At 38.1% G+C, this 22,009-nt stretch carries 21 protein-coding genes and 1 riboswitch; of the genes, 11 read left to right on the top strand and 10 right to left on the bottom strand.

Annotated features, from left to right (window positions below; translation table 11 throughout):
* Positions 1-1,062: a M4 family metallopeptidase gene (locus Q8G36_RS20730; RefSeq protein WP_305161644.1), complete on the bottom strand. Its 1,062-nt coding sequence runs from the start codon at positions 1,060-1,062 to the stop codon at positions 1-3.
* Between the two features lie 385 nt (positions 1,063-1,447).
* Between Q8G36_RS20730 and Q8G36_RS20725 the strand changes: the two genes are divergently transcribed.
* The 3 genes from Q8G36_RS20725 to Q8G36_RS20715 all read left to right on the top strand — a co-directional run bounded on the left by Q8G36_RS20725 (position 1,448) and on the right by Q8G36_RS20715 (position 2,678).
* Positions 1,448-1,930 carry a hypothetical protein gene (locus tag Q8G36_RS20725; RefSeq protein WP_305161645.1) on the top strand — a complete coding sequence of 161 codons (483 nt, stop codon included), beginning with the start codon at positions 1,448-1,450 and terminating at the stop codon, positions 1,928-1,930.
* A 428-nt stretch (positions 1,931-2,358) separates the two neighbouring features.
* Positions 2,359-2,520 (top strand): hypothetical protein, encoded by a 162-nt coding sequence (locus Q8G36_RS20720; protein WP_305161646.1) that lies wholly within the window; start codon positions 2,359-2,361, stop codon positions 2,518-2,520.
* Entirely contained in the window at positions 2,517-2,678 is a 162-nt protein-coding gene (locus Q8G36_RS20715) for a hypothetical protein (RefSeq protein ID WP_305161647.1), read from the top strand. Before Q8G36_RS20720 ends, Q8G36_RS20715 begins: the two co-directional genes overlap by 4 nt.
* 281 nt (positions 2,679-2,959) lie before the next feature.
* Here Q8G36_RS20715 and Q8G36_RS20710 read toward each other — a convergent pair whose 3' ends face one another.
* Complete coding sequence (locus tag Q8G36_RS20710) at positions 2,960-4,159, bottom strand: phosphoglycerate dehydrogenase (protein ID WP_305161648.1); 1,200 nt, start codon at positions 4,157-4,159, stop codon at positions 2,960-2,962.
* 137 nt (positions 4,160-4,296) lie between these two features.
* Positions 4,297-4,375, bottom strand: a riboswitch (ZMP/ZTP riboswitch).
* 205 nt (positions 4,376-4,580) lie between these two features.
* Entirely contained in the window at positions 4,581-5,024 is a 444-nt protein-coding gene (locus Q8G36_RS20705; protein WP_305161649.1) for an ATP-dependent metallopeptidase FtsH/Yme1/Tma family protein, read from the bottom strand.
* A gap of 148 nt (positions 5,025-5,172) precedes the next feature.
* On the opposite strand from Q8G36_RS20705, the gene Q8G36_RS20700 reads away from it, so the two are divergent.
* Both Q8G36_RS20700 and Q8G36_RS20695 read left to right on the top strand, forming a co-directional pair.
* Positions 5,173-5,952, top strand: a complete 780-nt coding sequence (locus tag Q8G36_RS20700) for a glyoxalase/bleomycin resistance/dioxygenase family protein (RefSeq protein ID WP_305161650.1) — start codon at positions 5,173-5,175, stop codon at positions 5,950-5,952.
* 39 nt (positions 5,953-5,991) lie between these two features.
* On the top strand, positions 5,992-6,507 hold the full coding sequence (locus Q8G36_RS20695; RefSeq protein ID WP_305161651.1) for a GNAT family N-acetyltransferase: 516 nt from the start codon (positions 5,992-5,994) through the stop codon (positions 6,505-6,507).
* Positions 6,508-6,588: 81 nt separating this feature from the next.
* On the opposite strand, the gene Q8G36_RS20690 is transcribed toward Q8G36_RS20695, so the two are convergent.
* From Q8G36_RS20690 to Q8G36_RS20675, 4 genes are all read right to left on the bottom strand, one after another.
* Positions 6,589-7,005, bottom strand: a complete 417-nt coding sequence (locus Q8G36_RS20690; RefSeq protein ID WP_101223282.1) for a VOC family protein — start codon at positions 7,003-7,005, stop codon at positions 6,589-6,591.
* A 111-nt stretch (positions 7,006-7,116) separates the two neighbouring features.
* A complete protein-coding gene (locus Q8G36_RS20685) occupies positions 7,117-7,608 on the bottom strand; it encodes a PTS sugar transporter subunit IIA (RefSeq protein WP_305161652.1) in 492 nt (163 codons plus the stop codon).
* Positions 7,609-7,695: 87 nt separating this feature from the next.
* Positions 7,696-8,082, bottom strand: a complete 387-nt coding sequence (locus tag Q8G36_RS20680) for an iron chaperone (RefSeq protein WP_305161653.1) — start codon at positions 8,080-8,082, stop codon at positions 7,696-7,698.
* A gap of 125 nt (positions 8,083-8,207) precedes the next feature.
* Complete coding sequence (locus Q8G36_RS20675) at positions 8,208-8,852, bottom strand: alpha/beta hydrolase (RefSeq protein WP_305161654.1); 645 nt, start codon at positions 8,850-8,852, stop codon at positions 8,208-8,210.
* Positions 8,853-9,056: 204 nt separating this feature from the next.
* On the opposite strand from Q8G36_RS20675, the gene blaOXA reads away from it, so the two are divergent.
* From blaOXA to Q8G36_RS20645, 6 genes are all read left to right on the top strand, one after another.
* Positions 9,057-9,842 carry a class D beta-lactamase gene (blaOXA, locus tag Q8G36_RS20670; protein ID WP_305161714.1) on the top strand — a complete coding sequence of 262 codons (786 nt, stop codon included), beginning with the start codon at positions 9,057-9,059 and terminating at the stop codon, positions 9,840-9,842.
* 506 nt (positions 9,843-10,348) lie between these two features.
* On the top strand, positions 10,349-12,109 hold the full coding sequence (locus tag Q8G36_RS20665; protein WP_305161655.1) for a cache domain-containing sensor histidine kinase: 1,761 nt from the start codon (positions 10,349-10,351) through the stop codon (positions 12,107-12,109).
* 61 nt (positions 12,110-12,170) lie between these two features.
* On the top strand, positions 12,171-13,343 hold the full coding sequence (locus Q8G36_RS20660; RefSeq protein ID WP_305161656.1) for a response regulator transcription factor: 1,173 nt from the start codon (positions 12,171-12,173) through the stop codon (positions 13,341-13,343).
* Positions 13,344-13,381: 38 nt separating this feature from the next.
* Positions 13,382-14,662: an ABC transporter substrate-binding protein gene (locus Q8G36_RS20655; RefSeq protein ID WP_305161657.1), complete on the top strand. Its 1,281-nt coding sequence runs from the start codon at positions 13,382-13,384 to the stop codon at positions 14,660-14,662.
* Between the two features lie 232 nt (positions 14,663-14,894).
* Positions 14,895-16,361, top strand: coding sequence for a glycoside hydrolase family 68 protein (locus Q8G36_RS20650; RefSeq protein WP_305161658.1), 1,467 nt, complete (start codon positions 14,895-14,897; stop codon positions 16,359-16,361).
* Between the two features lie 184 nt (positions 16,362-16,545).
* Positions 16,546-18,048 (top strand): glycoside hydrolase family 32 protein, encoded by a 1,503-nt coding sequence (locus tag Q8G36_RS20645; protein ID WP_305161715.1) that lies wholly within the window; start codon positions 16,546-16,548, stop codon positions 18,046-18,048.
* A 501-nt stretch (positions 18,049-18,549) separates the two neighbouring features.
* Here Q8G36_RS20645 and Q8G36_RS20640 read toward each other — a convergent pair.
* The 3 genes from Q8G36_RS20640 to Q8G36_RS20630 form a co-directional block, all read right to left on the bottom strand.
* Complete coding sequence (locus Q8G36_RS20640) at positions 18,550-20,307, bottom strand: SulP family inorganic anion transporter (RefSeq protein ID WP_305161716.1); 1,758 nt, start codon at positions 20,305-20,307, stop codon at positions 18,550-18,552.
* Positions 20,308-20,323: 16 nt separating this feature from the next.
* On the bottom strand, positions 20,324-20,917 hold the full coding sequence (locus tag Q8G36_RS20635; RefSeq protein ID WP_305161659.1) for a beta-class carbonic anhydrase: 594 nt from the start codon (positions 20,915-20,917) through the stop codon (positions 20,324-20,326).
* Between the two features lie 323 nt (positions 20,918-21,240).
* The gene (locus tag Q8G36_RS20630) at positions 21,241-21,969 is read right to left on the bottom strand and encodes a PepSY domain-containing protein (protein WP_305161660.1); all 729 of its coding nucleotides are present in this window, start codon (positions 21,967-21,969) and stop codon (positions 21,241-21,243) included.
* Positions 21,970-22,009: the final 40 nt, after the last annotated feature.

The following is a 22,009-nucleotide window of genomic DNA, read 5'->3' as shown; positions in this document are numbered from 1 at the left end:
CTACTCAGGCAGTCCCACCGCTTTAAAAGCATTTTCAATTGTCTTGATGGCTGTTTTCGTAACTTCTCCGCTATCAACAAGTTTTTGCGCTGCCTTGATGACAATTTGCACGAATTGATTGAAATTTGCCGTTGCAAATAAATTCTGCATCGCATGGAACCAGATCAAAGCCGCTTTGTCCGTTCCGATCTCCATGGATACTAGATAAAAGGCCTTGTTTGGTATGCCGCTATTGATATGGACACCATGATTATCGCGTTCTCCTTTATAGAAGTTCTTCATATGATCAGGCTGAATATCTTTCCCCATTAACTTATTGTCAAATGCAGTACCTGGCGCTTTCATCGAACGGAGTGCCTGCCCTTTCAGTGTCGGTCCCATTATATCAGCACCGATTAGCCAATCGGCATCTCCTGCAGTTTGCTTTAAGTGAAATTGTTTTATGGCAACACCAAACACATCTGAAAGATGTTCGTTCAAAGCCCCGGACTGACCTTCATACTCCAATCCACTTGTGAACTGCGTAACCCCATGTGTCAGTTCGTGTCCAATGACATCGAGTGAATTGGCAAAATTGCTAAAGATGACCCCATCGCCGTCACCAAATACCATTTCATCTCCGTCCCAATAGGCATTCGTGAATTTATTCCCATAATGAACGTTCAGAATGAGATCCAGGCCTTGGTTATCAATTGAATTACGGTGCAATACATCCTTGAAATAGTCACGCACAACTCCGCTATAATCGTATGCAGCGTTAACGACAGGATCTGCACTAGATCGATCTCCTTCTTTCCTGGCCTCATTCTCCCGAAGTTTCGTTCCCCCTTTACAATCGTAAACATGGCGGGCAGATTCACCTTGACGTCCAGATCCTGCATCGGTTAAAGCGACAACACCGTCAATATCGTATTCTTTCAAAATTCTGCGCCTGCGCATTTGACGGCTTTTCGCTAAACTGATCCGTGCTTCTTCCACTTCATTTTGTGCCAAATTCTCAAGAATATAGTTAGGTACGATGAAACACTGACATTTCAATTTGGAACAATCTCTTTTGTGCATATCCGTCACTCCTTCATGATTTTTTACGATCTATTACAGTTTCTTTTTTTAAGCTGTTTCTCTTAACACGTTTGTCTTCAGCATCCTTCAAGTTCTTTTGCAGTTTTATTTCATGTTGTGGTCTTGATGCTATCTTCAACACATTCTATTGATTACTTTCGCCACACTTACCCCATTTCCCTCCATTCCTTCCCTGCCCAACATGTTCAATCCATTTTTTTGCATCAAATATTTTAAGGGTCGGAGTGAATGCAGTTACAGGCAGGGATGTAATACTTCACCTTTGTTTATTGGATTATTCTGCCCGTGGTGCATATACTGGATTATTCCTTTAAACAAGGGAGCTTCCTCAGAACATAAACCACCTTTAAGGGAGGGCATAGCATTGGTAACTTCACAGGGAACTGCTTCAATTAGCTTTCCATTCCCATCTGTATGGGGTATCCACTCTTCAATAGCTGGCAGAACGATTATTTGGGGCACACTTACCATTCATTCCATTACAGATAATAGGGTAATTGGTACGGTTAATTTTCGTGGCAGACCCATTCCGATTAATGGATTTTGGAATGAAAGCACCAAACAAATCACATTTGATTCACCTTATGCCACATTCTCTGGCAATTTAACCATAATTGAAGATCAACAGATTAGGATTCGACATTTTATTCTACAAGGACGGTTTCTTATGAAGCCTCCCTCTCTACAAGCAGGTGAGTCTGGATCGTGGATTGCCACTACTGATCTAGCTCTGAATGAATATCCTGTTAGTGGTAATGCCTATCCCCAGCAATTGCCTCCTGTTGGAGCTTTTTTAACATCGAATATCCTTCATCAGCATCAGAATTTTGGGGGAAGAACAATATAGGGTAATCCATTCTGTGTAGAAAGGGTGTGTAACATAAGGAATCGTCTCGGTATTTCATAGGGGCGATTCTTTTACTTAGAGGAAATTAACAAAAGTCATATTGAACGGACAGGTTGGTTGAGAATTTTGGGATTACTTTTTTGATACGGCATCTTTTCAAATGTTTTAATTGAATTTCCCATCATATTATTACATTTTGATGTAATCCAGATGCCTGGGGGGTGCCTTCTGAATAAAGAAAGGTACCTTTTTACCTATCTCACTAAAGTAGATAGATATATGAGATAGTGATTTTGGCAGATAACTTTTGAATCGATTAACTCAAAATGAGTACAGATGGAATATAGATTGACAGCATTTTCCCTGTACTTCATACTATTGTAGTAACAGAGGTGACAGAATATTTGGTAAATTAGGAGGGTGAAACTATGAAACCAGCAGTAATGACAATGGATTTACAATTATTAGCAGATGTTCTTAGGGAAAATAATTGTACAAGTTTAATAAATGCAATAGCAGAAAAGGATTTTCAAGTGGCTCAAATGCTTGATGTATTAATAGTTGAGGATAAATGGGAGGATGACATATGACTAAGCTCAGAATCCTTTTAACCATTCCAATTTTGCTATATGGAATTTACATATTTATTGCCATTCAAAACGATAAGAATATTCCACTTTATTTGCATCTTCTATTCGCAATCTACTTGATGTTATTTGTACATTATGAAGAAAAAACGGAGGTGTAACCCTGACAAATTTTTAGATCATGGGGAATTTCGATGCTAAGCAATTCGTGATGGAAGAAGTTTTAACTTCAACTGGATGTATCGAGCTGCCCGGCATAACGTGCCAGGCTGAGTTCGTTGTAATCCCTAGGTCTCAACACGTGAGTCAGTTTAATATGATCACCACAATAAGTGGCTTTTTTTGTTCAATAATCATGAACAAAGCCTAAAAAAAGCCCCAACTCCATAAAGGAATTGAGGCTTTCACTTATCATTTGAGCAAGAAAGTCTTACTGTTCAATTTAGATGATACGAGTTGTAACGATGCCTTCGATTTGTTTGATTTTTTCTTCCAAGCCAGGAATGATATCGCCGTTTACTTCACCGTCAATGTCGATGATCGTATATGCATATTCCCCACGGCTTCTGTTAACCATGTCAGCGATATTCAGATTAAAGCTTGATACAGCCAGTGTGATTTGCCCAACCATATTCGGAACGTTTTCGTGGAAAGTTGCCACACGACGGTTTCCTGTATAAGGAATGGAAGTATTTGGGAAATTCACAGAGTTCTTGATGTTCCCTGTTTCTAAAAAGGTCTTCAACTGACGAGCTGCCATGATGGCACAGTTTTCCTCTGATTCAAGTGTAGAGGCACCAAGATGCGGAATTGGAACGACATTTTTCATTTTCAACACGTTTTCATTCGGGAAGTCTGTAATGAACTTGCCTACTTTTCCGCTTTCAAGTGCAGCTTGCATATCATTTTCATTCACTAGCTCGCCGCGTGAGAAATTCAAGATATGTACGCCCGGCTTCATGATGCTGAATGTTTCTTGGTTAAACATTCCTCTTGTGTCGTCTGTTAATGGAACGTGTACGGTAATATAATCAGATTCTGCAAACAATTCTTCAATCGTCATGGCGCGCTGTACATTGCGGGACAAGTTCCAAGCTGTATCAACAGAGATGAACGGGTCAAACCCAATGACATCCATGTCCAAATCCAGGGCATCATTCGCTACAAGTGCACCGATCGCTCCTAAACCGATTACGCCAAGAGTTTTTCCCTTGATTTCTTTACCAACGAATTGTTTCTTTCCTGCTTCAACAAGCTTTGGAATTTGTTCTCCTTCGCCTTCCAGCGTCTTTGTCCAGGCCACACCGGCAAACAGGTTACGGGATGAAGCCATTAATGACGTCAGCACCATTTCTTTTACAGCGTTTGCGTTAGCACCAGGTGTATTGAAAACGACAATTCCTTGCTCTGTGCACTTGTCGACCGGAATATTATTGACTCCTGCCCCTGCCCTTGCGATTGCTTTTAACTGATCGCCGAATTCCATAGTATGCATATTAAAGCTGCGAAGAACGATCGCATCAGGGTTTTCACTGTCATTGTCGACTTTAAAATCGCCTTTGTTGAATACATTTAGCCCGCTTTCGGCAATATTATTTAACGCTTTGATCGTTTTGACTTTTTCTAAAAGTAATGTGCTCATTTTGTTTGCTCCTCTTTTGATTATGATAGTTTTGAAATTTCAAAATACTGACAAGATTTTTAAGCCCATGAAAATCTGCATACTTTAAACCTTCACTATCTGTTAATATACAGAAAGAGGCAAGGGATAAAATCCCTTACCTCTGCCCAGGCGAACGGCTACGACACTATGTGTTCCCTCACGGTTATCCGTGTTTCGCCAGTTGCACATAGTCTTTTTCATTTATTTTATTCTATCAAACTATTCAGCAATCTTCAATATCATTTTAAAGGTTTATTTCTTTTTTTTGCAGGAGTCACAGTTCACTAGAAATATCGACGAAACTTACAGTCTTTTCTCCGAAATTAGAAATATCGATGAAAACTCCGATCATGCCTAACAAGTCGAATTAATAAAGTGGGAATCTATCTCACTTTTTTTATTATCTAGGACGGTTCAATCTTTTTATTACAACTGTAATTAGTAAAATGACAAAAAATAGGATGAAAATGATCATGAACGGAATGGTGGATGTAAAAAGAGTGACCCATCCACTTGTCTCTGTGTCTTCTGTCGTAACCTCAATTTTTTCTATATCATGTTCCTCGGCAGCTTTATTCATTTTATCTAGCGAAATTTCACTATTTGGTACAGACGCGATAAAGTATTGATCCTTTTCATACCCTACCAGCCGACCTCTTATTTCATAAACCCTTTTTTGCCGCTCCAACTCTAAAAATGTCACTTTTCCATCCTCTAAAGTTGTAAAAAATTCATCTTTAGTTAATTTAGTCGGTTCATTGTCTTTATTAAAAACCAGCACAATCCCCAAGGTAACCAAGAAGATTAATAAATATAATATTTTACTACGGAAAATCCGCTTCATCTCATACCTTCTCCCACATTAAACAAATTACAGGTAATAGTATCATATATAGTTAATTATTAACAATTAAACTATCAGTTACTTGCAAAATGGATAATATTAGTAAAAAATAGGAAGTATAACGAACTAGAAGATTAGGAGGGAAACTTTGATTACTCATTTCGCGGATTTAGAATTACTGACAGTATCTATAGAGGGCGTAAAACAATGCTATGCTAAACGCCTGCAGTTTCCCATTCTAACTGAATCTAAAGATTTTATTCAGTTTCAGCTTACGCCCTTTACGACATTAAGTTTTAAAGAAGCGTTTGAACCCATTTCTCCAGCACACTTTGCTTTTCAAGTCCCCTATTCTCATTTTGATGAAGTCGTATCATTTGTGCAACAATCCGGATTATTGGTCCTAAGCCAAGAACAGGGTCAGTATATTGACGAAACGAACGGTAGAAAAAATTTATATTTTCGTGATGGAGATGGTAACCTTCTCGAAATTATTGCCCATGATTATGTAAATGAGGATGAACTGAAGGCATCCGGTATGCTACAAGTACTTTATTTAAGAGAGATTGGCTTCCCTGTGGATTCGGTACCAATCTTACGTGAGTGGCTGAAAAGTCACTTTGGTATGAAAACGGAACAAGATCAAGATATATTTAATTTCGTAATTAGCGGAACGGCACATGCAATAGTGGTTTCAAAACAAAGGCCTTGGATCCCTATTGCCATGAAGGCCTTACCGCCAAAGATGGCGGTGACATTCGGTACACCCAATAAAAAGTTTATTAATGACCTATCAAAACAAATGGATCACACTTTTTTAGATGACTCAAAAAAACAATTTTTATCTAAGGATAGTTATTCTTTTTATATTGAACATACCCCTGAATTCAGTGCAGCAATGGTGGAAAATCTGAATTTATCCATTTAAACCGTTTTTTCTCATTTAACCTATAAAGGAGGTACTACTATGCTAATAAGAGAGGCAACGGTGGCTGATGCAGAAGGAATAGCAATAGTCCATGTGGATTGCTGGCGAACTACTTATAAAGATATAATGCCGAGTGATTTTTTAGATAATCTGTCTTATGAGCAAAGGAATGGCATATGGATAAAAAATATAACTAGAGATGGAAATTATGTTTATGTCGCAGAAAATAACGAGGGAAAAATACTAGGATTTATAAGTGGCGGGAAAAGGGAAACGAATAAAGTTGAGGATTCGGGTGATTTAACTGCGATATATATTCTCGAAAATTTTCAAAGAATGGGGATAGGTAAGAAACTCATCAAAGAGTTATTTTTAAAATTCGAAGAACTGGGATTTAAGACAATTTTCGTTGAGGTTCTTGAAGATAATGAATCTCGATACTTCTATGAGGCATTTGGTGCTGAATTGATTAAAACCGATAAAATCAAAATGGCTGGCGCTGAATTGAATCTATTGGTTTATGAGTGGAAAGACATTAGCCCTGTATTGTTATGAATGAACTTCAGGTAAAATCGCTTACTTAACACTTCAAAAAAAGACACAGTCCTTCGTGAAGGATTGTGCCTTGCTTTTGATTTAATTTTGATTAAATCCGCTTTCGTCCATGTAAAATACTTCCCAAGAGTGTCCGTCGATATCCAGAAAACTCCAACCGTACATGAAACCATGATCAATGGCTTCATTAAAAGGCTTTCCGCCAACATCCAGTGCCCTATTCACGATCTCATCGACTTCTTCCTTACTTTTAACGGACAGGGCGACGATGGCTTCCGTACTCGCTGCAGAATCCGGGATTTCCTTCTTGGTAAACGTTTTAAAGTAATCTTCCACCAATAACATGACATATATGGACTCGCTGATAACCATGCATGTCGCATTTTCATTGGTCATTTGCTCGTTAAACTCAAAGCCGACCTTTGTGAAAAATTCTACTGAGGCATCCAAATCTTTAACAGGCAAGTTTACAAAGATCTTTTCAGCTTGAACTCCCATCCAATTCACCCTCACTTGATTTATTTGTTCACTCACCCTACTATTCGCTTCATTTTTTCGATTATCCTGCTTGCAGCAAAAAAGGAGTGATTACCATGGGAATCTTTCTTTTTACTTTAAATAAACACTCATAATCTGTGTTTCGTTAATATTTGCTTGGGTACTATTTGTTTTTTCCAGTTTTTCAACTAGCTCGCCATTCGTGACAACGATCGGAGTTACGATGCTTGGGGCTTTGGATTTTAGAAAATCGATATCAAATGTTACAAGCTTGTCTCCTGCTTTTACATTTTGCCCTTTTGCGACATGGACTTCAAATCCCTCACCTTCAAGGTTAACTGTTTCTAATCCAATATGAATCAACAATTCTATGCCATGCTTTGTGCGGAGGCCTAGTGCATGTTTAGTATGAAAAACCTGGATTACTTCTGCATCGATTGGAGATACGACCAACCCCTCTTCAGGAAGTATCGCTATCCCGTCCCCCATCATTTTACCGGAAAACACCGGATCCGGTACATCTTCAATATTTATTACTTGTCCATTTATAGGAGCAAGCAGTTGTTCCACACTTTCTTTTTTACTGAATAATTTTTTGAACATAATATTTCCACCTTTCTCTTTCGGTCTTGTTCCTTGCATCTCACACTGTGATATTAAATATTTGGTGAATTCTGATAATAATTGATATTATTTTTTCTTTTTCCATTTCCCTACTGCTTTCTTTTTATTCTCTTCCACTCTAAATATAACCATCTCGGTTATTAATTCATAAGGAATTGGCTTGTTTAGTGGAAACTGAACGGCCCCTTTTGAACATTTATTTTCAGATAATGCAGATTCAAAAGCAGAGATCGCGCTAGGAGTTGGATAGAATCCTATATGTTTTTTATAGGCAGCGAAATGCACCAGATTTCCATATAAAACAAAGGTAGGCATTTGATAGCTGATCTTTTCTTCAGCATCCGGTGCTGCATCCTTTATGACTTTTCTTAACGTTTTTAATATCTCCTGAACTTCTTCGGGAAATTGTATTATATATTCATCAATTGAATGAAATGTATTGGTCCTCTCCATCATTTCTCCTTTCATCAATCCAAACTACAATACACTTATTATAACATTTCCCCCTCCACCAACCCGAGCGCCCGTTAGTGAACTGAATCCCGTTTGTATTTTTTCGCTAACCTATATTAAAAGAGTCATTTTTTTAAGAACTCTTCCATTCTATTCATTACACCTTCTAGCATGGTAATCGACCTTGAAGTATTCAAAGGTTCACTATCCAAGGAATGGTTGGCATGCGGGATTTTATCCATGCTTATATTCGTTTCATTTTCAATCCTTTCAATTTTACCTGGAATATAATGATGATCTTTTTCTCCTATAACTATATGTGCTAAATGATTGCTGCTCAATAACCCTTCAAAAATCGAATCGAACTTCAATAGCGGCGTGAGCAATATCATTTTGGCATTCATAAACCGATCACTTTTCATGATTCCGTTGATGATGGGTATGGTACCAAGTGACTTGCCTAGAAACACTGTTCCTTGATATTCATGATTTTGAAGTACTTCCGTAATGACGGGATTCATATCATTAACGATCACTTTTGTGATATCCACCAATGGATGTTTGAAAATATCCTGGTCGTAAGCGTAATGAATATGCACGACATCATACTGATTTTGAAGCATCATCATCGTCGAATAATAAAATAAAGGCTTCTCATACGTGTACCCCGCACCTGAAAACATAAAACAAACGGCCGTACTTCCGTTTTCAATATGTGTGTATGTAATTTCTTTTTCATTACTATTTATTTTTCTTTGGTTAACCTCCATGATAGATTCCTCCCTTTCTATCGTTTGCACTATATATTCATTAGCTACCCGCTGCATTCCTCCTTGATCGATACTATCTAGATAGAATCCAAGAATAAGGTTTCGTTTTTTATCAGGAATGGTATACTTTAGCTACCAACCTATTTTATGGAAATTAATTGATGATCGATCAATCCATGCCTTAAAGGAGAGTGTGTAATGAAAATCAAAACGTTATGTTTCATTCTTGTCCTGCTAGTCACTTGTTCCATGGGCACGATTCATGCAAGTGCTAACGATCAAAAGGTGAAACAACTGGATATCGGGGAGTCTTTCGACGGTGCGGATGGAACGATGGTTCTCCAAAACTTGAAAAATGATAAAGTATTTATCTATAACAAACAGAGAAGTAAAGTACGCTACACTCCAGAATCGACATTTAAAGTCGCGAATGCATTAATCGGCTTACAGACAAAAGCGGTGAGCGATGAATATGAAGTGAAGCGCTGGGATGGTGTAATCAGGGAATTTGAAGATTGGAACAGGGATCATACGCTGGCTTCAGCCATGAGGCATTCAGTGATCTGGTATTATCAAGCAATGGCCCGCGATATCGGGGCTGAAAACATGCAGCAACATGTGAACCTGATCGATTACGGCAATCGTGACATCTCCGGTGGGATCGACCAGTTCTGGCTCGACAGCAGCATAAAGATTTCTGCCAGGGAACAAGTGCAATTCATCGAAAACCTTGTAGAGGAAAAACTGCCCATCGATGAGCAGCATATGAGAACCGTAAAGAGAATCATGATCAATGAAGAAGCAGACTCATATGTCCTACATGGAAAGACAGGTACACGCCTTTCCGATATGGGATTGGGCTGGTATATTGGTTACATTGAAACGGACCATGGGAAATGGGCTTTCGCAACGAACATGGACGGCAGCGGAAGCAAAGCCAAAACGATTACGCTTGATGCCCTGCAAGAGTTGGATATCATAAAAGAATAAAAGTTCACGCATGCTCTTAATCTTGGGCATGCGTTTTGCTTTATCTTAAAGGTATCTGAAAAACCTTTTAGCCTGTAGAAGAAAAGTTGACCCTAACTACTGTACTTCACCTGATTTGTCAGCACACCCATTCAAAACTCTTCTAAACAAGCTCCTATACATGTATACTCTTCCTTTCTTCTAACTTTGAAAAAGATAAATTATGAGTTTTCCGTTTTTATTTGATGCATGTCCTCAATGTGCATCACGTGTATGCCTTGTTGACGATACGTATTTATTTGATATAGTTTTAAAATAGTAATTCAAGACTTACTAAAAATCTCTTTATTAATATGTGGGTCGCCGTCACTGTAGTTTAAGTGATTCCATCCAGGGCAATCCCTTCATAAACTCTTAAGACTAAATAAAGCAAAAATACTGCATCATAATAATGGAGCTAAGGATTATTTGTTATATAAACTCTGTATGAAATAAAAAATGGGCCTTTAGCGAAAGGGGCACCTTCTGTGAAAACCATTCAAAGTCGCTTATTGTTAATGTTACTTCTTTTTATCATCTTACCGTATTTTCTATCAGTGTTTCTGATCTACAGCTATACAAAAAATAGTGTGGAGAGACATGAGCTTGAAAATAGCCAAGAACAACTTCAGAAAAACGCTGAAGAACTGGAGCAATACTTTGATGACATGATTAATCTTCCATATATATTATATCGAAATCCCGATTTATTCCGGATTTTTAAAAATGGTTTTGAAGACTCGATATATTTTAACCCGATTGCGATGGAAAAAAGTATAGAAACCTTTTATCTGATGCGAAACGAAATCCGTCAAGTTCGGTTTTATATTGATAAGGATAAAGAATCGTTTACAGTTTATAATGCGACGGTCAGTGCCCGGAAACCTCAACCCGATTTATTAAATGAGGATCCGTTAAAACAATTTTATAGCTCTAACTCTAATTACATGATTGAACCGCCACATCAAATCCGAAATTACAATGACACAGCGATCATTCCCCAGTCGGACGACACAATGGTGATGACTTTTCACCATAAAATAGTCGATGTGCCTTCAAACGAATATCTCGGAATAATTACAGTTGATATAGATTTAGATGCCTATGCCCGCATATGTAACAGCCTTGTTCAAAAGGATGAAGAATCTGTCATACTTATGGATTCGCATAACATTGTCATGTACGCAGATGATCGGTCCCTTATAGGAAAATCCGTTACTCCTGATTTTAAAAAGCAGATTAAGGGTGAGGATATTATCTTAACCAAAACATTATCAGGAACACTAAATCATTGGAAATTAGTTAAGGTAACCCCTAATCATGTATTATTCGATGATGTCCGGAAGACTGCCTATACAAATATAATCGTTGGACTGATAGTTGGCTTGTTAGGACTATTAATGGTTGGTATCATTTCATACAGAATTACTCGTCCCATTAAACTTCTCAGCAAGAAAGTGAGAACAATAAAAGGTGGAAATATGGATGTCCCCTTTGATGATGGAAGAAAAGACGAAATTGGTGAGCTTGAAAAACATATGAAGGATATGATGAACCGAATCAATCTACACATTGAAAGAGAATATAAACTCGAAATAGAAAATAGAAAAAACCAATTCAGAGCATTAAAATCTCAGGTTAATCCGCATTTCTTATTTAATTCGTTACAATCTATTGGTGCCGTTGCCCTAAGAGCTAATTCCCCAAAAGTCTACCAATTATTGACATCACTTTCTAAAATGATGCGCTACTCCATCAAGGCGAATCAATGGGTGTTGGTTCGAGATGAAGTGAATTATATAGAAGCATACCTAAATCTTCAAATGGAGCGTTTTGGAAACAATGTGAACCATTCCATTAAAATAAGCGAGACGATTCTTGATATGACGATTCCAAGTATGATTCTTCAGCCCCTCGTTGAAAACTTTTTTAAACACAGTTATGAAGAAGGTTTCTATCATGCTCATTTAACTATTTATGGAGAAATACAAGGAGAATTTTTACACCTTATCGTTGAAAATACCGGTCCTAGTTTGACTCGGGAGGAGCTTCAAATATTAAGGGAAAATATATATGCTTCCCCCCATGAAAGCACATATTCACATAATCATATCGGTCTGAAAAATATTTATGACCGTTTAGTCCTAAATTATGGACCAAAAGCAGACCTGGAAGTAAATACGTATCAAGGACAAGGATTTTCCGTTAAAATAGTGATTCCACTAGAATTCCCGCTTGCTAATGAATAGATTGCTTTGTAGCTATTCAAAAACCGACACTTTTACTCATTCATATAAGGAGATGAAATCTGTGAAAACTTTAATTGTCGATGATGAGTTCAATGTACGTGACGTAATACGCCATTTGGGGCAGTGGGAAAAATACGGTATCACCCATCTATTAGAAGCAAGTAATGGCGATGATGCAAAAAGAATGATAGAGAAGGAAAGTCCGGAAATCATCTTTACAGACGTGAAGATGCCTGGAATGAGCGGTATAGAACTAATCGAGTGGCTAGATTCCATTTCTTATCCTGGTAAAGTGATTTTAATTTCGGGTTTTGACGACTATTCATTTATGCGCAAAGCCATTCAGTATAGCAGCTTCGATTATTTGTTGAAACCGATTGAAGCTGATGCATTTAACAAAACACTGGAAGAAGCTGTTACATCATGGGCGAATGAAGAGGAAGATCGTGCTAATAATGATACTGGTGTATATGAAGATGTTAAAAGGTTTCGGAGTAATCAATTAGTTACTGCCGCTTGTATGGGGGAACACTTCGACAAAAACGATATTGAGTCATATGTTCCAAAAGCAGACGGATACAACCTTACATTAATTTCCTTTTATCAAATGCACCATCCTGCCCCCTACATTCAGTTACTTGCTGACGAACTTGTTAAGCGGAAAATCGGAAATGTATTTGCGCTTCAGAATGATCATAATCTTTGTCTAGTGATCACCATTCCTGACCATTGGTTATCCGTTGAGGAATGGATCAGTCATCATTTTGATATTCCTGTTCGCCTTGTTTGTGGCGAGCCCTTGGAATCATTAGGGGAAATCCACAATTCCTTTAAGTCATTACAAAAAGCAATGAACAATCAAAACTTCAGATCCATCCACCGTTTGGATGACTTGGATGTTGCACGTCGCATAGAGGACATCGTTTCATATGTTGAAAAATATTACATGGAAGAATTGAGTTTAGAAAAACTATCGAATGTATTCTTCTTAAGTCGCGAACACATCTCAAGAAAGTTCAAACAAAAAACCGGAATGCTCCTGTCCAAATACATCACTAAACTAAGAACTGACCAAGCAAAACGTTGGTTAAGAGAAACCGAAAAAAGTATTTACTCCATCTCTTTAATGCTCGGCTATCAGGATGAGAAATACTTTTCAAAACTATTCAAAAAAGTGGTTGGCCTGACACCATTCGAATACCGAAACAGTGAAAGGAATGCAGATCAGAAGTAAATAATTCACCTTAATTAGAAAATTACAGGGGTGACATGATGAAAAAAGAGATACTAAACATATTTTTAATCGGAATATTGAGCCTATCCCTTTGTGCATGTCAAACAAAGACCGACAGCGGAACAAAAAAATCGGAAATTTCAGAGCGAAAAATCACTTTGACTGTAAGGAATCCGAAAGTTGAAATTTCTACGCAGTTCGAACAAATGGTGATTGCTTATGAAAAAGAAAATCCAAATGTAGATATAAAGGTTCACACGGTTGGCGGGGCTATGGATAACCTTGCTGATTTAAAAGCAAAAATGGCCACTGGCAATGGTCCTGATATTTTCACCAACAGCGGATACGAAAATGCCAAACAGTGGAGTGAATATTTAGAGGATCTTTCTGACCAACCCTGGGTTGAACATGCATATGAAGAGGCGTTAACCCCTATGAAATTCGATGGGAAAATTCATGGGATGCCGATTAATCTGGAAGGGTACGGATTCATCTATAATAAGGATATATTTAATAAGGAAGGAATCGATGAATTACCCAAAACGCTGACTGAATTAATAGCAGTGGCTGAAAAATTGCAAAAAGCAGGGGTTACTCCTTTTGCAACTGGATATTATGAAGAGTGGAAATTGGGTGACCACTTAATGAATGTCGGTTTTACGGAGCAAGAAGATCCACCGGCTTTTATAAAAGGCCTAAATGATGGAACTGAAAAAATATATAATAATCAAAAATTCAATGATTTAATCAATTTGTTGGATGTCACATTAAAGTATGGAAACAATAACCCGCTATCAACAGATTACAACATGGAAGTGAATCTATTCACGTCAGAAAATGCAGCGATTATCCAACAAGGAAACTGGATACAGCCGATGATCGATCAACAATCACCGAATATGAATATCGGATTTATGCCAATACCAATAAACGATCAACCTAAGAAGGAAGCCTTGATGGTCGGCGTACCGAATTATTGGGTTGTAAACAAACAAACCACACCAGAAAAGAAGAAAGAAGCGAAGAGATTTTTAAATTGGATGGTTTCTTCCGAACAAGGCAAAATGTTTTTGACAGAACGCTTTAAATTCATTCCTGCTTTCACTAACATTGAAGCTGACAATTTAGGACCTCTTGCTGATGAAACAATTCAGTATTATAAAGAAGGAAAAACGTTATACTCAAACTGGTATGATTTCCCTGTCGGAATAAGAGAAGAATTTGGGGCTGCCATGCAACTATATGTAGGAAACAAGCTTAATCGTGGCCAATTACTGCACGAGTTTCAGAAGTCATGGGAAAGGGCTTCAAGCGAATAATATACGACTTCTGTACACTTTTTGCCTCCTTTGTTGGGGCATTTTTTTGTATGTCAAAAACTACGATATCAATATAAGACTAAATTCTAATCAATATATGACATATCCATAGAATTAAGACTAACCTATAATTTTATTAGTACTTCAAACAGGCGGAACGTTACTCCCAAAAAGGAACCGTTCCACTAGACTTTACTTTTAAATACTAATGAACATTCTAGGAGGAAGGCATATGAACTTTAACAGGCTTGCCAAACAAGCAACAGTAATAACACTTAGTACAGTTATCTTATTAGGAGGCAGTCGCTCAGAAACTTTCGCGGCGGCAAAAGACCCATTAGATCACAATGAAAAGTATGGCACTTCACAAATCACCCGTTACGACATGCAAAAAATGATTAATCAACAAGGCGATGCAAAGTTTACAGTTCCCAAGTTTGACGAATCAACAATAAAAAACATTCCCTCAGCAAAAAAGTATGACAAATCAGGTAATTTAATCGATATGGATGTGTGGGATACTTGGCCATTACAAAACGCTGATGGTTCAGTGGCAGAATATAAGGGCTATCATATCGTTTTTGGTTTAGCTGGAGACCCTAAAAACGGCAGTGATACGTTCATTTACTTGTTCTACAAAAAAGTTGGAGAAACATCCATTGATGCTTGGAAAAATGCTGGCAGAGTATTTGATGATCATGATAAAAATGTTCCAAATGATCCCTATTTAAAAAATCAAGCAGAAGAGTGGTCCGGTTCTGCAACCTTCACGTCTGATGGAGAAGTTCGCTTATTCTATACAAATCGCGGACAGTTTTCACCAGATTCCAAGCAATACGGTAAACAAACATTAACAACAGCTCAAGTAAACGTATCTGAGTCAGGTGCCGATACATTGCAAGTGGATGGCGTAGAAGATTACAAATCCATCTATGAAGGCGGAGACAGCAAGTTTTATCAATCACATGATAAGGCTTTCGCTGATGAAAATTTTAGTGATAATCATACATTTAGAGATCCTCACTATATTGAAGATAAGGGTCGTAAATACCTTGTTTTTGAAGCGAATACTGGGACTGAATATGGTTACCAAGGAGAAGAATCCCTTTACAACAGGGCTTACTATGGCAACAGCAATAAGTTCTTCCAAGCTGAAAAGGATAAACTTCTGCAAAGCTCTAAAAAAGGTTTAGCTGAATTAGCAAATGGTGCAATGGGCATCATTGAAATAAACGATGATTATACATTAAAAAACGAAATGAAACCCTTGATTGTTTCGAATACAGTAACGGATGAAATTGAACGTCCTAACATATTTAAAAAGGACGGAAAATGGTATTTATTCACAAGTACAAGAGGATCAAAAATGACCATTGATGGAATTGATGATAAAGATATTTACATGTTAGGCTACGTGGCAAATTCTTTAACTGGCCCATACAAACCATTAAATAAAACAGGAATTGTCTTACACCAAGATCTTAATCCTTATGATATTACTTGGACATATGCTCACTATGCTATCCCACAACCGGAAAGCGATAATGTAGTCATCACAAGTTATATGACAAATAGAGGTTATTTTAAAGACCATAAATCTACCTTTGCCCCAAGTTTTTCAGTTAACATTAAAGGGCCAAATACAGCTGTGATAGAAGATAGTATTCAGGAACAGGGTCAACTGACGAATAACCAATAATTTAATGTTCATCCGGAGTTTTACGAAATTAATCAAAAAAGAAAATGTCTGTAAAATTGGCATTTTCTTTTTTTTATTAAATAAGTTTTACATTATCTTAGGAACAAAATAGGAAAATAAAAGCGTGGTGATTTACTTGGACAAAATTTTTAATAAGAAAGGTTTTAAGTCGTTGGTTCTCTTAATGCTTGGATTGTTCATTGCCGGATTATTAGTCTATTTAGTCAAATCGACTTTACCAGTTAAGCATGAAGAGGAATCGTATCGAGCTAACTACCATTTCACTGTACCTGACAAATGGAAAAACGATCCTCAGAGGCCGATTTTCATTGATGGAGAGTACCATTATTTTTACCTCTATAACGGGGATTATCCGGATGGAAATGGAACAGAATGGCGTCATTCAACCTCAGAGGACTTGGTGCATTGGAGTGATCAAGGGGTTGCCATTCCAAAATACACCAATGATAATGGAGATCCATGGTCGGGATCAGTCGTTGCGGACAAGGAAAATACGGCAGGCTTTGGAAAAGATGCTCTTGTGGCAATCGTTACGCAGCCCTCCAAGGATGGCGGTAAACAGGAACAATTTCTATGGTATAGTACGGACAACGGTAAAACATTTACCTCCTACAGTGATGATCCTATCCTTTCAAATCCAGGAACGAAAGATTTTAGAGATCCAAAGATCATCTGGGATGACAATGATCATAAATGGATAATGGTCATGGCTGAAGGAACAAAAGTAGGTTTTTATAAGTCTCACAACCTAAAAGATTGGCAGTATATGAGCAGTTTTGCCACGAAAAACATAGGTATTGTTGAGTGCCCGGACCTTTATTTGTTACGGGCGGATGACGGGACTTTAAAATGGGTACTTGGTGTCAGTGCTAATGGGCAATCGAATGGTAAACCGAACACATACGCCTATTGGACTGGAAGCTTTGATGGAATGGAATTCTTCCCAGATCACAATGAACCGCAATGGTTGGATTATGGCTTCGATTGGTATGGTGGAGTTACATTTGAAGATGGAACAGAAAGCGATAAATATAACAAACGGTATGCTCTTGCTTGGATGAATAATTGGGCCTATGCCGATAATACTCCGACCCTGAAAGAGGGCTTTAATGGAATGGATTCCATCGTTCGCCAAATCGGGCTAAAACATGCAGGCAACAACCTATATTATTTATCTTCACAACCTATCGAAGCATTGAAAGAATTGACGGGTTCAACGGATTCTTATGAACAAATTGAAGTGAATGGTTCCAAAACACTAGATGTAAAAGGTGATGTCTATCAATTGGAGGCGGATATCAGTTGGTCAGACATAAACAATGTAGGCTTAAGGCTTCGGGAATCAGCAGATCAAACACGCCACATTGACGTAGGAATTTTTGCAGAAGAAAACTACTCTTATGTCAATCGAACTTTTACTGAACACCCTGACGAAAGTAATCAATATATTAAAAGCATGGCTCCATATGATTCTAGCAAGAAACATGTTCACTTAAAGATCCTCATTGATAAAACAAGTATTGAGGTGTTTGTGGATGATGGAAAGATTGCACATTCAAATTTAATATTCCCTGAATTTGATGATAAGGGAATATCCCTCTTCTCAGAGGGAGGCAAAGCGGTCTTTAATAATATTAAGATCAAACACCTCGATTCGATTAATTGAACATCATTTATGAATGGCGATACTATGGTTTATACATTGACCACAATTCACCATGTTTTACCCAAAACTCTTCAAATAGGCGTAATAACGAAAAGCCGGATTCAACAAGTATTGAAATCCGGCTTTTCGCTATGGCTGAGGGGCTCCCTACAAGGGTAAACTGTTAATCAATTACTATCCCACCGGTTTGTTGGTCAATAGTATGGGTTTATGATGTTTAACGAAAGTTACCATACAAAAGATACTTGTAGAAGCTACTGACCACAATATGTAAATGGCAGCTGTCCCTCCCTCTCCATTGTGTCTTTATGAATCTATTTGTATTTGAGTTACTTCTACTTGTAACCTTCCTGACTACTACCGTATTCATTGATAGCCATGGCGAATTAAGAAGATAGTTGATTAAGAAGATAGTTGATTAAGAATAAGGGCATCTGCCATAAGCAGATGCCTAAATATTGTTAATGGATCTCTCTTTTTAGTTGTCTTTCTTGACAGGGATCATGTTAATCCTATCTCCCGTTTTCTTTTTTGTTTTAATAACGCAGGCTTTGGAACTTGCTGCGAGAGTGCGGTGCATTCAGCAAAAGAAAACTGTTTACACCCTTTACAACGGTTCTCATCCAGTTTGGATAAAGCTTCATTAATGGCATCACCCGTACTGGAAAAGAACTGTTCCTCACCAACTAGTTTAATGAATCCAGTTTTTTTCAGTATTTCTTTAGGTTCCTGTTGAACCCCGGAAATCAACACTTGCAGATTATGAAACTTGAATTGCTTCACAATGTCGGTGAGAAGTGCTTCTCCCGATGTATCAATGAATGGCACATTACTCATTCTTAATAGGAGGACTTTTGGTTTAGTACGCATTATTTCTTCGATTTCTTCTTGCAGCCTTTCGATTGAACCAAAGAATAAAGGTCCTTCTATCGTATATATGTTTATCTGCGGACAGCTTGAACCTTGTTGCACCATTTCTGGTTTAACTAGTTTATCAGTTGGATCTGGTAATACCTTTGATAATTTCAATGTACCGCTCATCAGTTTAACGAACGATAGAATGGCTAATAATAAACCGATCCCGACACCTGTTGTCAGGTCAATCAATACGGTTAATACGAAGGTAACGATCAATACGATCGAGTCCATGGTTTTTGCTTTTAAGATATGCGAAAACTCTTTGCGTTCGCTCATGTTCCATGCGACAAACATAAGAATGGGGGCCATACTGGCCAATGGAATGGCCGAAGCATAAGGAGCCAAACTGACTAACACCAGCAATACCACTAACCCATGGATCACGCCTGATATAGGGGAGACTGCACCGTTTTTAATATTCGTTGCGGTACGCGCGATGGCACCTGTAGCCGGGATGCCTCCAAATAAAGGCGTAATCATATTGGTCAATCCTTGCCCCATCAGCTCTTTATTGCTGTTATGTTTACTGTTCGTCATGCCGTCTGCCACTACAGCGGATAATAGTGATTCAATTCCTCCAAGCATGGCAATGACCAAAGCAGCCGGAAGGAGTTCAATCACTAGGCCGCCCGTGATATGGGGAAACTGAAAATGGGGCAATGTATTGGGAATGGCGCCATAAGCAGATCCTATGGTCGCTACCTGGCCTGGGAAGAATAAGCTAGCGACTAGAGTTGATACAATCAATCCCAGCAATGCTCCAGGGACTTTCGGTAAATATTTTGGAGTTAATATGACGAGAGTTAAACTTATGATAGCTACAAGTACACTATAGAAATTCACTGTATTGAAATTCAATAAGATTTCTTTCATATTTAAAAGAAAGGCTTCTTCTTTTTTTAAGTTACTGAGTCCAAAGAAATTGGCAATCTGCCCAGAGAAGATAATCACAGCAATTCCGGCAGTAAAGCCGATGGTAACTGGACGCGGAATGAACTTGATGAATCTTCCCAGTTTGAAGACACCCATAAGAAAAATCATGATACCTGCCAGGAAACCGGCGATTAACAGTTTTTCATATCCGTACTGCATGACCACCCCGAACAAGACCGGGACAAAGGCTCCAGTCGGGCCTGCAATTTGATATTTGGACCCTCCAAAAAGGGAGACCATGATTCCTGCAATAATTGATGTGTACAGTCCGTATTCCGGTCTTACCCCAGAAGCAATGGCAAAAGCCATCGCTAAAGGAATCGCTACAATCCCAACTACCACCCCGGCAACCAGGTCTTTCTGAAAATGGCCTAAGTTGTATCCTTCAAGCCTGCTAGATCCCATCATTTTATCGCTCCTTCTTTTATTGAATATGTATTTCGTCTTTGCTTTCAACGTTGCTATATCCATCTATGATTCGCTCCAATTTACCCGTTTCGGGATGGATGACCATACCGTGAACGGCAATGGAATCCGGTAATAATGGGTGATTTTTGATCAAACGGACACTATTTGTTACACTCTCCTCAACGCATTGAAAGCCTGACAGCCATTTTGATAAATCAATACCAGAGTTTTTAAGGATATCAATTTGCTCCTGACTGACTTTCTTCTGCTTTGCGGCATCAAGAAGTGAAGAGGATTGAAGCCCTACCATACCGCATCCGTGGTGTCCAATCACACACACTTCCTCCACTTTTAGCTCATAAATGGCGACAAGGATACTGCGCATAATGCTGCCAAAGGGATGAGAAACAATAGCTCCAGCGTTTTTAATGATTTTCGCATCTCCATTTCTTAACCCCATCGCCTTTGGAAGCAATTCCAACAGACGGGTATCCATGCACGTTATGATGACGATCTTTTTATCTGGATACTTTGTCGTTTGAAACTCTTTATATTTGTTTTGATCGACAAACGTCTTGTTGTAATCCAGAATGCTAGAAATAACTGACATTACTTATTCTCCTTTCTCTTGCAAACCTTTGTTAATGTGTTGAAATATGAAGGGAATGTTTTATGTACAATAATCCAGATGCTCATTTGGCTCTGTTTTATCTTTTGGTGCTTAATTCCATGTTAGAGATATTAAATTAGAGTTAAATGATAGAAGGATTAGAAATTGGTGAGAATTGTTACAGTTCCTTCTCTTTTTTTTTGCATTTTTCTTACTCACCAAAGACAAAAAGGGTGATGCATATTAGACAGCTAATTGCATCACCCTTTTTTATGCCTTATTCAATTTACGTCTAAATTAGTAAACCCTTATGAGCCACTATTTTATTCTGGGCCATCATTATCGTTCTCTTCATCATCTTCCCATGTGATTGTTTTTACTTCTTTTGTGTAGCCGTCCACTTGGACGACTGCATCTCGATCGTCCTCCAATTCAACTTCGACCAAATAATAGGGTGTCTGATCTGAAGGTTGATAAAATTCTGTATCGTCACCTGTTCCTTTTACATGTTTTTCCGCAATCGCAATTGCTTCGTTTTCTGTAATGATACTATCTGCGACCATTGTCGAGTCAATGATTGTACCTGTATATGGATCGAGTATTAATGTGATTTTTTCGTTATTCTTATTTACAACGGCTTTATAATAGGCGTTGTCTTTTTCCTGCACAAAATCAATTTGTTCCAGTTCTCCTTGCGAGGAAATACGTGCCTTTATTTCTTTTTGGGTAAGTTGCTTTGGTGTTTTTTTCGTTGTTTTTTCAGCTGCATGTATGGTCTCTTTTTTTATTGAACGAACTTCACCGCTTTTCGCATCCATCGTAATTTGGTATACCCCGGTTTCAAGCTGCATTTCAATCTGATATTCTTCGCCTTCATTTTTCGTTGTCTTTATAATGGTTCCCGGATATTTATCCTTTGCTGTCTGGTTCACTTCTTCTTTCGTCAAGCTTTCCGCGGATAATGATGGAGCCCACCATTGAAATCCGACGAATAATAGCAGACCAAAAACAAGAGTTGACCCAGCTGTTATCAGCACTTTTCTAATCTTCATCGTATCCCCCATCCAACGTCATTCTTACTTTTTGATAAAA

The sequence above is a fragment of the Peribacillus frigoritolerans genome, from assembly GCF_030676415.1.
GTDB classification, from domain to species: Bacteria; Bacillota; Bacilli; order Bacillales; family DSM-1321; genus Peribacillus; species Peribacillus frigoritolerans_A.
The sequence above is the reverse complement of the archived record's forward strand: the minus strand, read 5'-3'. Positions and strand labels throughout refer to the sequence as shown.

Excerpts from the sequence above, each read along its gene's own strand:
- Q8G36_RS20680 (WP_305161653.1), bottom strand. The coding sequence starts at position 8,082 with ATGGAGAGGACCAATACATTTCATTCAATTGATGAATATATAATACAA.
- Q8G36_RS20690 (WP_101223282.1), bottom strand. The coding sequence starts at position 7,005 with ATGGGAGTTCAAGCTGAAAAGATCTTTGTAAACTTGCCTGTTAAAGAT.
- Q8G36_RS20640 (WP_305161716.1), bottom strand. The coding sequence starts at position 20,307 with ATGATGGGATCTAGCAGGCTTGAAGGATACAACTTAGGCCATTTTCAG.
- Q8G36_RS20705 (WP_305161649.1), bottom strand. The coding sequence starts at position 5,024 with ATGAAGCGGATTTTCCGTAGTAAAATATTATATTTATTAATCTTCTTG.
- Q8G36_RS20715 (WP_305161647.1), top strand. The coding sequence starts at position 2,517 with ATGACTAAGCTCAGAATCCTTTTAACCATTCCAATTTTGCTATATGGA.
- Q8G36_RS20630 (WP_305161660.1), bottom strand. The coding sequence starts at position 21,969 with ATGAAGATTAGAAAAGTGCTGATAACAGCTGGGTCAACTCTTGTTTTT.
- Q8G36_RS20695 (WP_305161651.1), top strand. The coding sequence starts at position 5,992 with ATGCTAATAAGAGAGGCAACGGTGGCTGATGCAGAAGGAATAGCAATA.
- Q8G36_RS20730 (WP_305161644.1), bottom strand. The coding sequence starts at position 1,062 with ATGCACAAAAGAGATTGTTCCAAATTGAAATGTCAGTGTTTCATCGTA.
- Q8G36_RS20635 (WP_305161659.1), bottom strand. The coding sequence starts at position 20,917 with ATGTCAGTTATTTCTAGCATTCTGGATTACAACAAGACGTTTGTCGAT.
- Q8G36_RS20720 (WP_305161646.1), top strand. The coding sequence starts at position 2,359 with ATGAAACCAGCAGTAATGACAATGGATTTACAATTATTAGCAGATGTT.
- Q8G36_RS20645 (WP_305161715.1), top strand. The coding sequence starts at position 16,546 with ATGCTTGGATTGTTCATTGCCGGATTATTAGTCTATTTAGTCAAATCG.
- Q8G36_RS20655 (WP_305161657.1), top strand. The coding sequence starts at position 13,382 with ATGAAAAAAGAGATACTAAACATATTTTTAATCGGAATATTGAGCCTA.
- Q8G36_RS20650 (WP_305161658.1), top strand. The coding sequence starts at position 14,895 with ATGAACTTTAACAGGCTTGCCAAACAAGCAACAGTAATAACACTTAGT.
- Q8G36_RS20675 (WP_305161654.1), bottom strand. The coding sequence starts at position 8,852 with ATGGAGGTTAACCAAAGAAAAATAAATAGTAATGAAAAAGAAATTACA.
- Q8G36_RS20685 (WP_305161652.1), bottom strand. The coding sequence starts at position 7,608 with ATGTTCAAAAAATTATTCAGTAAAAAAGAAAGTGTGGAACAACTGCTT.
- Q8G36_RS20710 (WP_305161648.1), bottom strand. The coding sequence starts at position 4,159 with ATGAGCACATTACTTTTAGAAAAAGTCAAAACGATCAAAGCGTTAAAT.